The following is an 8,395-nucleotide window of genomic DNA, read 5'->3' on the forward strand; positions in this document are numbered from 1 at the left end:
GCCGCCGGCGCCGCAGCCGAAGCAGTAGAAGAGCCCCTTCGCCGGGTCCACCGTGAACGACGGGGTCTTCTCGGTGTGGAACGGGCAGAGGCCGGTATGGGAGCGGCCGGCCTTGCGGAGCGCCACGTACTGCTGGACGAGCGCGACGATGTCGGTTCGGTCCCGGACGGCCTCGACGTCGTCCTGTCGGATCCTGGCCACGCTCAGCTCACAGCATCCAGCCCCGCGGGAGGAAGAGCTCCTCGTAGGCGCGCAGCGCGTAGCGGTCGGTCATGCCGGCGATGTGATCGGCGATCCTCGTCGGCAGGTCACCGGGGGCGCGCATCGCCTCCGGCGGGAGCGTGTCGGGGTGCTCGAGGTGGTGCTCGAACAGCGCACGGATCACGCCCACCGCCTTCTCCTGCTCCGCGGCGGCATCCTCCCGAAGGTAGACGCGCTCGAACATGAAGTCCCGGAGGCCGTCGAGCGCCTCGTAGACGGCGTCGGACATCCGGAGCTCGGCTGCGTCCGCACTCTCCGCGACGATGTCGTGGACGAGACGCTCGATACGCTCCCCATGGGTCCGTCCGAGCACCTCGAGGGCGTCCCGCGGAAGATCCCGCTCGGAGAGCAACCCGGCACGGATCGCGTCGTCGATATCGTGGTTCACGTAGGCGAGGCGGTCGGCGAAGCGCACGACCTGAGCCTCGGGGGTGGAGGGTGCGGCCATCGACCAGGGGTGGTTCACGATCCCGTCTCGGACCTCCCACGTGAGGTTGAGCCCCTCCCCATCGCGCTCGAGGTGGTCGACGACCCGGAGGCTCTGCTCGCTGTGTCGGAACGGACGCTCGAGGTAGGGCGTGAGCGCGCGCTCGCCGAGGTGCCCGAACGGCGTGTGCCCGAGGTCGTGGCCGAGCGAGATCGCCTCGGTGAGGTCCTCGTTCAGGCGGAGGGCCCGGGCGATCGTGCGGGCGATCTGGGAGACCTCGAGCGTGTGCGTCAGGCGGACGCGGTAGTGGTCCCCCTCCGGGGAGATGAAGACCTGGGTCTTGTGCTTCAGCCGGCGGAAGGCCTTCGAGTGGACGATCCGGTCGCGGTCCCGCTGGAAGGCGGTGCGGATCGGATCCGGGCGCTCCTCCCGCTCCCGGCCCTTGCTGTCGGTCGAACGGGTCGCGCGCGGAGCGAGGGTCTGACGCTCGATCTCCTCCGTACGCTCCCTGATGCCCTCCACCGCGCAGAGGGTAGCACGCGCCTCCGACACCTCTTCCGGCTCACCGGCCGCTCACGCGGTAGTACAGGTAGGCGAAGGTTTCGCGGAGGTACCCCTCGAGGCGCGTGGACTGACTCACCGCCGCCGATTGCCAGGTGGCCGAGGCGAAGGCTCGGATGCCGAGGTCGCGCGCCATCCGGCGGATCCGGAGGTTGTGCCAGGGATCGGAGACGAGGAAGGCGCTGGAGAGATCGCGCTCCCGCATGTACTCCGCCGCCGCCCGGAGGCTCTCGAAGGTCGTGCCCCCCTCCGGAACCGTGTCGATCGCGTCCGCGTGGACCCCCCGCTCGCTCAGGTATCGCGCGCCGGCCTCGGCCTCGGTGAACGCGTCCCCGGGGCGCCCGGCGCCCAGGACGACGACCCGGTCCGCGAAGCCCCTGCGGAGCAGCAGCTCACCGTGGTCGAGCCGCCCCCGGAAGACCGGCGACGGCCGCCCGCCGTACTGGGCGGCCCCCAGCACCATGACGACGTCCGCACGGTCGACACGGCTCGCATCATCCTGGTGGGCGGCACGCCAGACCGCCACGCCCGTGCCGGCGACCGCTCCGAGGAGCAGGACGAGCGCGAGGAGGCAGCCGAAGAGGACGGGGTGACGTTTCCGCACCGAGGCCCGATGCTAACAGCGGTCCCGCCCCGTGGTCGCGGTCGCGGGGGTGGCTGGCGGACCACCCCCGCATCCCGCGGACAGAACGGATCCGACCGGTCCTGATCACCCTTGTCCGGTCAGGACGGGGACGATCCAGGAACGATCCTTCACCTCGGGGAACCGCGCCCGCAGCGCGTCAAGCTCATCCTCGGGCTGGGCGAGCGGACCGATCGGGATGAGGATGGCGAAGCGCTCCTCCGCGACGGCCAAGGGCTGTTCGTCATGCCCGACGATCCGAGCCGTCGGCATGCCCAGGAGCGCCGCGGCCACGGTCGCCTCGGCGCGACCGTCGTAGTCCCCGATCGCGATGCCGAGCGCCCCCTCGCCGTCCGGCTCGGTCAGGTCCTGCGCGACCGTGGCCTCCACGGGGAGAGGTTCGTCATCGGCGCGGTCCGGATCCGCCTCCAGCCTGGGGTCGACCATCGCCCCGCCACAGGCAAGGAAGCGTGGGCCGCCGGGCGTCTCGAGGAACAGTCGCCAATCCCCGTCGAAGCCGTTCCAGACGAGCCCGTGTGACGTCATCCCGGCGAGGAAGGCCTCTCCGGGCAGTGTCCGCAGGCGCGTCGTCTCCGCCCCGCGCACCTCCCACAGCTCGTAGCGGGGCTCACCCTCGGCCGACGCCCGCCCGGTGACGCGGATCACGAGGATCTCTCCCGCGCCGCCGAGGACCGGCGTCCGCAGGATGGACCATTCGTCGCCCGAGGCAGAGAAGGCGGTCAGCCGACGCCACGCACCGGAGCGGAGATCGTGCGACCACAGGTTGTTCAGGGTGTCGTCGTGCGTGTGCGCCTCGGCGTGCGCGGCTTCCTCGGCCACGACGACCACCTCGTCATCGCTCCGGAAGAGCGGTGAGAAGAGGCCCGAGGTCCCCTCGGGCCGGTCGACGATCCGGGTCGACCCGTCGGGCCGCCGCACCTCGATGCGCTCGAGGTCGACGGCGTACGCGATGCTGCCGTTCGATGCGAGCGCCGGGTGCGTGGCCTCACCTCCGGGGACGAACGACGTCGCGCCCGTCGATGTCACGTGATGGATCGCGTCCGCGCCGAGGCGGTCCTCGACGTAGGTGACGCCGAGGCCGCGCGATGCCGCCGCGTGCCGCAGGGTCATCCCCGGGTTCCCGGTGTGCAGGTACGCCGTGGCGGCGAGCTGCTCGTCGAGGACGACGACGGTGCCGCTGCGGACCGCCGCGAGGACACCACCGTCGGCCAGTGCGGCCGCCTCGGACGCTGCAGCAGTGACGATGTCCTTGACGCAGCCGCCGGCTCCGGACGCCGCGGTACTGGCCCCGGTGGCGACGACGATGGTGCTGAGGGAGAGGAGCAGGAGCTTCCTGATCGTTCGCATCCGTTCCTCCTCAGTAGTTGACCACGTACTGGAAGTGGTGGGGGTCCTGCCACGAGAGCCCCCAGCGGAACCGGTGGCCGGGATAGTTGCCGCGGAAGACGTCCGGCAGGTAACGGCCGTGGTCCGTCCCGTCCGCGCCGCGACCGTCCCAGTACGACTGGCCCATCGGGTTGCGGAGCGTGTTCGTGTCGATCGCGGCGCCGAACGCATGGGTGGACCAGCTCGTCCCGCCACGCATCGCCCGGCACGAGTAGCCCCACTGCCCGTAGTCCATCGCCCCCTCGCGGTGGCGCTTCGCGACGTGGCCGCGGATGTTGTGGCCGACGTTCCTCGCGAGGTACGGGTGGTAGTACACGTAGCCCGGGCGCCAACGCCCGTGGACGTGAGGGAAGTACGTCCGCGTGTCGTTGGCACGGTCGTTGCAGGCGGCTCCGAACGTCCGGGTCAGCTCGCTGTAGCCCGAGGGCCGCGGCGGGACGCCGCGCGACGAGTGATCGTGCACCCAGTCGTGCATGTGTCCCGCGAGCGCCCCGGCGGGGCCGAGGACGAGGACCGAGATCGCCAGCGCGACCGCCACCCTCGCTGCGCTCCTGCCGGGCCTGGACCCCGGCATCTTTCCTTCCATCGATGGCACCTCCTCTCGTCAACCGGTGGAGGAGGCGACCGGTAGATCGAACCGACGTTCGGGAGGCTACCGCCGCGGCCGCAAGCGGCACATCCCCCGTCCGGGCAGCATCGGTCCCCGGACGGGGGATCCCCTGACGGCGCTACTTCGAGGAGGTGTCGGCCTCCCCGAGCACGGCCTGCGCGGCGGCGAGTCGCGCCAGGGGGACGCGATAGGGGGAGCAGGAGACGTAGTCGAGACCGATCTGGTGGAAGAACCTGACCGACAGCGGGTCGCCGCCGTGCTCGCCGCAGATCCCGAGCTTGATGTCCTCGCGCGTCTTGCGGCCCCGTTCGCAGGCGGTCCGGACGAGCTCTCCGACCCCCGGTTGGTCGAGCGTCTCGAACGGGTTCTGCGGCAGGACCTTCTGCTCGAGGTACCGGGGCAGGAACATCGCCTCGACGTCGTCGCGGGAGAACCCGAAGGTGGTCTGGGTGAGGTCGTTCGTGCCGAACGAGAAGAACTCCGCCTCCTCGGCGATCTCATCCGCGGCGAGGGCCGCGCGCGGCAGCTCGATCATCGTCCCGATGAGGTACTCGACCTCGACGCCCTTGCGCTCGATCACCTCGGCCGCGACGCGCCGCGCGTCCGCGGCGACCGCCTCGAGCTCCGCACGCGTGGCGACCAGCGGCACCATGATCTCGACGACGGGCTCGCCGCCGCGCCCCTTCACGTTGCAGGCCGCCTCGACGATCGCCTGGACCTGGATCCGGTAGATGTCTGGGTAGAGGATGCCCAGGCGGCAGCCCCGCAGGCCGAGCATCGGGTTGTTCTCCTCCAGCGCCAGAACCTCACGCAGCACTTCCTCGCTTCGGCGCTTGCCACCGAACTCCCGCAGGAGCTGGCGCGACTCTTTCGTGTCGGGGCTCGCGAGCGCCACGGCGAGATCCTTGGACGACGGGAGGAACTCGTGCAGCGGCGGATCGAGCAAGCGGATCGTGACGGGGAGCCCGTCCATCGCGCGGAAGATCGCCTCGAAGTCCTTCCGCTGACCGGAGAGGAGCTTCTTCAGTCCGTCGAAGTAGGGTTTGATCTCGTCGCTCCGCAACGCCGCCTTCGCCGCCTTCACGCGGTCCTGCGCGGCCCGGCGGCCGCTGCCCCTTGCCTCCGCCGCCTCCCGCTCGGCTGACTCCAGCTCCAGCTGCGCCGCTCGGGCCTTCGCGGCGGCCAGGATGACCTGGCGGAAGACCGGCAGCCTGGGGTCGCCCGGCGTGCCGAACATGTGCTCCGTCCGGCAGAGGCCGATGCCCTGCGCACCGAAGCTCCGAGCCTTCTTCGCGTCCGGCCCGTTGTCCGCGTTCGCCCTGACCTTCAGTCGGCGGATCTCGTCGGCCCAGCCGAGCAGCGTGTGGAAATCACCCGAGAGCTTCGGCTCGACGAGGTCGACCTCCCCCACCACGATCCGGCCGGTGGTCCCGTCGATCGAGATCACGTCGCCTTCGTTCACCGTCGTGCTGCCGGTGACGAAGCGCTTGCGGGCGTGGTCGATCTTCAGCGCCTCGGCACCACAGACCGCCGGCGTCCCGTGGCCGCGCGCGACGACCGCGGCGTGAGAGGTCTTCCCGCCGTGCGACGTGAGGATCCCCTCCGCAGCGAACATCCCGTGGAGGTCGTCGGGGTTCGTCTCGCGCCGGACGAGGATGACCGGCCGACCCTCCTTCGCCCATGCCTCAGCCGTGTCGGCATCGAAGACCGCCTGGCCGACCGCGGCGCCCGGGCTCGCGTTGATGCCCTTCGCCAGGACGTCGAACGTCGCCTTCGGATCGAACTGCTTGTGCAGGAGCTGGTCGAGCTGCTCCGGCTCCACGCGAGCGACCGCTTCTTCCTTGGAGATCAACCCCTCGCCCACCATCTCCACGGCCATCCTCACGGCCGCGGCTCCCGTCCGCTTCCCGACGCGGGTCTGCAGCATCCAGAGCTTCCGCTCCTCGATCGTGAACTCGATGTCGCACATGTCGCGGTAGTGCTCCTCGAGCCGAGCCATGATCCCCTGGAGCTCGCGGAACGACGGCGGGTCGATGTGACCGAGCTCGGCGAGCGGCAGGGTGTTGCGGATGCCCGCGACAACGTCCTCCCCCTGGGCGTTCGGGAGGTAGTCGCCGTAGATGCCCCGCTCCCCCGTGGCAGGGTCGCGCGTGAACGCGACGCCCGTGCCGGACTCCTCACCCCGGTTGCCGAACACCATCGCCTGGACGTTCACGGCCGTCCCGAGGTCGTCGGGGATCCGGTACTGCTTGCGGTAGGTGTTCGCCCGTTCGTTGTTCCACGACTGGAACACCGCTTCGATGGCCATGCGCAGCTGCTCCCGGGGCTCCTGGGGGAAGAGTCGGCCGGCGTGCTCACGCACGATGCGCTTGAACCGCTCGACGAGACCCTGCAGCTCGACCGCCTCGAGGTCCGCGTCCGTCGTGCCCCGGCCCTTGCGCTCCTTCGCTCGGTCCAGCGCCTCCTCGAAGGGCTCCGCAGGGACCCCCATGACGATGCGCGCGAACATCTGGATGAAGCGCCGGTAGGAGTCGAAGGCGAACCGATCGCTGCGCGCCTGCCGCGCGAGCCCGTACACCGAGCGGTCGTTGAGCCCGAGGTTCAGGACCGTGTCCATCATGCCCGGCATCGAGTAGCGGGCCCCGGAGCGGACCGACACGAGCAGCGGGTTCTCCAGGTCGCCGAGCCGCCGCTTCATGCGGCCCTCCACCCGGCGCAGGGCCTCATCGACCTGGCGGTCCATCTCCGGGGGCGCCGAGCCCGTCCGAAGGTACTCGAGGCAGGCCTCGGTCGTGATCGTGAACCCGGAAGGGACGGGGAGGCCCATCCGGGTCATCTCGGCCAGGTTCGCCCCCTTCCCCCCGAGGAGGCCCTTCATCTTCATCGTCCCCTGGTGGAAGTCGTAGACCCACTTCGTGCCCTGCGCCATCGAGTCCTCCCGTGCCGGTCCTCGGGACACTCTAGGGGCTGGGATAGGTGCTCGCGAGGCCGTTCGACCTCCCGAGCGGGCGGGGGGAGCCCCGGGGGACGGGGCTCCGGACTAGTCGGCGCCCAGGAAGTAGTTGGCGATGAACCACAGGATCACGATCGTGATGACGAGGATGAACCCGTACTTCACGATCGCGAAGCCCGTCAGACCGCCGTCCCCGGCAGGCTCATGCGTGTGCCCCGTGTCGTGGTGCTCGTGGTGCGTCATGCGTCCCCTCCTTCTTGGTTGCTCCGGTCAGCCTTCCCGGCCGGCGCGGCCGGCAAACCGCTCGTCGCGGGGACCCACCCCTTCGTCAGGACGAGCCAGAAGGCCAGCCCGGCGTACGGACCGTAGCGACGGAAGCGCCGCGCGATCGTGACGTCCGCGTACGGCTTCGCCCGGCCGTGCAACCTCGCGTACGTCGGTCGCGTCCACGAATCGAGGATCAGCCGCGAGTGCCGCCCCACCACGTGCATCACGTGGGCCGCGGCGTAGGGGCCGATGCCGGGAAGGCCCAGCAAGATCGCCTCGACCTCGTCGTCGTCCAGCCCGCTCTCCGGCAGGACCGATCCGAGATCCACGTCCCCGTCGAGCACGAGCCGCGCGAGCCGGGTGAAGTGCGGCGCCCGGTACCCGGCCCGGACCCGTTCGCGGTAGAAGGCCTCGGGCATCGACGCGATGGCGCTCGGCGTCGGGAAGGCTCGGCCCCGCCAGGTCCCCTCGGGAGCCCTCGGCGCCGGGGCCCCGAGCTCGGCCACGAGGGCCCGGACCATCCTGGTGGTGAGTGCCCAGGAGCAGTTCGTGGTGCAGAGCGTCTTCACGACGTCCTCGAACACCGTTGCGCTCCGGACCATGCGCCCCGCTCCCTCCGTGACCCAGGCCAGCTCGGGATCGACGGCCGCGAGCGCGTAGAAGCCGGAGAGGTCGCGGTCGAGCGCAAGGATGCGACGACAACAAGCGAGGATCTCCTCCCGGACGCGGGCGCCCACCGGCGGCCCGGGGACCTCGATCGTCGCGTGGCCGCCTCCGTCCATGCCGATCCGGACGGTCCGGGGACGCGCCCCCCGAAGCGGGATCGTGACGGTCGCGGAGCGATCGTCTGGGTCCAGCTCCATGGGCGGAAGGTCGGCGACCCCGTGCGAGGTGAGCGTCCGCCACAGGTCCACCGGCTCACCGCCCGGCCCCAGGAGCGGCAGCGAGAGCTTCACGGGCCGGGAGCCAACCACACCCGGCCGGTGTCGCGCTCGAACCTCAGACCGTCCGGTGCCTCGCGAACCAGCGGAGCGCCAGCCCGGCCACGCCGAGCAGGAGGGCGATCCCCAGGAGGAGGAGCAGGTTCGCGCCGGTGAAGGCGAGCGCGCCCCGCTCTCCGCCCTCGTCGCCGACCCCCGACCGCTCCACGACCTCGCCGAGGACCAGGTCGCCGTCGTTGCCGCCGCGCTCGATCACCTCGCCGAGCACGACCCCGTTCGTGAAGGTGCAGACGACGTGCTCACCCGCCGCGACGCGGATCGTGGCGGTCAGGGCCTCGAGGTCGAC

The 8,395-nt window shown here is 70.9% G+C and carries 9 protein-coding genes; all 9 read right to left on the minus strand.

The features are described from left to right. A partial coding sequence (locus tag VM840_02720) for a CHC2 zinc finger domain-containing protein (protein ID HVL80489.1) occupies positions 1–201 on the minus strand: 201 nt, incomplete at its 3' end. Positions 202–208: 7 nt separating this feature from the next. After that, entirely contained in the window at positions 209–1,210 is a 1,002-nt protein-coding gene (locus VM840_02725) for a deoxyguanosinetriphosphate triphosphohydrolase (protein ID HVL80490.1), read from the minus strand. 40 nt (positions 1,211–1,250) lie between these two features. Next, a complete protein-coding gene (locus VM840_02730) occupies positions 1,251–1,853 on the minus strand; it encodes a YdcF family protein (GenBank protein HVL80491.1) in 603 nt (200 codons plus the stop codon). 105 nt (positions 1,854–1,958) lie between these two features. After that, on the minus strand, positions 1,959–3,239 hold the full coding sequence (locus VM840_02735; protein HVL80492.1) for a hypothetical protein: 1,281 nt from the start codon (positions 3,237–3,239) through the stop codon (positions 1,959–1,961). Between the two features lie 10 nt (positions 3,240–3,249). Then, complete coding sequence (locus VM840_02740; GenBank protein ID HVL80493.1) at positions 3,250–3,864, minus strand: M15 family metallopeptidase; 615 nt, start codon at positions 3,862–3,864, stop codon at positions 3,250–3,252. Between the two features lie 142 nt (positions 3,865–4,006). After that, positions 4,007–6,817 carry a pyruvate, phosphate dikinase gene (gene ppdK, locus VM840_02745; protein ID HVL80494.1) on the minus strand — a complete coding sequence of 937 codons (2,811 nt, stop codon included), beginning with the start codon at positions 6,815–6,817 and terminating at the stop codon, positions 4,007–4,009. A gap of 111 nt (positions 6,818–6,928) precedes the next feature. After that, entirely contained in the window at positions 6,929–7,084 is a 156-nt protein-coding gene (locus VM840_02750; protein ID HVL80495.1) for a hypothetical protein, read from the minus strand. Then, positions 7,081–8,064: a Fe-S cluster assembly protein HesB gene (locus VM840_02755; protein ID HVL80496.1), complete on the minus strand. Its 984-nt coding sequence runs from the start codon at positions 8,062–8,064 to the stop codon at positions 7,081–7,083. The genes VM840_02750 and VM840_02755 overlap by 4 nt, the downstream gene beginning before the upstream one ends. 43 nt (positions 8,065–8,107) lie before the next feature. After that, positions 8,108–8,395, minus strand: a 288-nt coding sequence (locus VM840_02760) for a hypothetical protein (protein ID HVL80497.1), incomplete at its 5' end; no start/stop codon positions are given.

Source organism: Actinomycetota bacterium (assembly GCA_035540895.1).
Lineage (GTDB): Bacteria > Actinomycetota > JAICYB01 > JAICYB01 > JAICYB01 > DATLFR01.

What these genes read in the sequence shown, in the direction of transcription:
- VM840_02735 (HVL80492.1), bottom strand. Translation starts at nt 3,239, where the DNA reads ATGCGAACGATCAGGAAGCTCCTGCTCCTCTCCCTCAGCACCATCGTC.
- VM840_02740 (HVL80493.1), bottom strand. Translation starts at nt 3,864, where the DNA reads ATGGAAGGAAAGATGCCGGGGTCCAGGCCCGGCAGGAGCGCAGCGAGG.
- ppdK (HVL80494.1), bottom strand. Translation starts at nt 6,817, where the DNA reads ATGGCGCAGGGCACGAAGTGGGTCTACGACTTCCACCAGGGGACGATG.
- VM840_02750 (HVL80495.1), bottom strand. Translation starts at nt 7,084, where the DNA reads ATGACGCACCACGAGCACCACGACACGGGGCACACGCATGAGCCTGCC.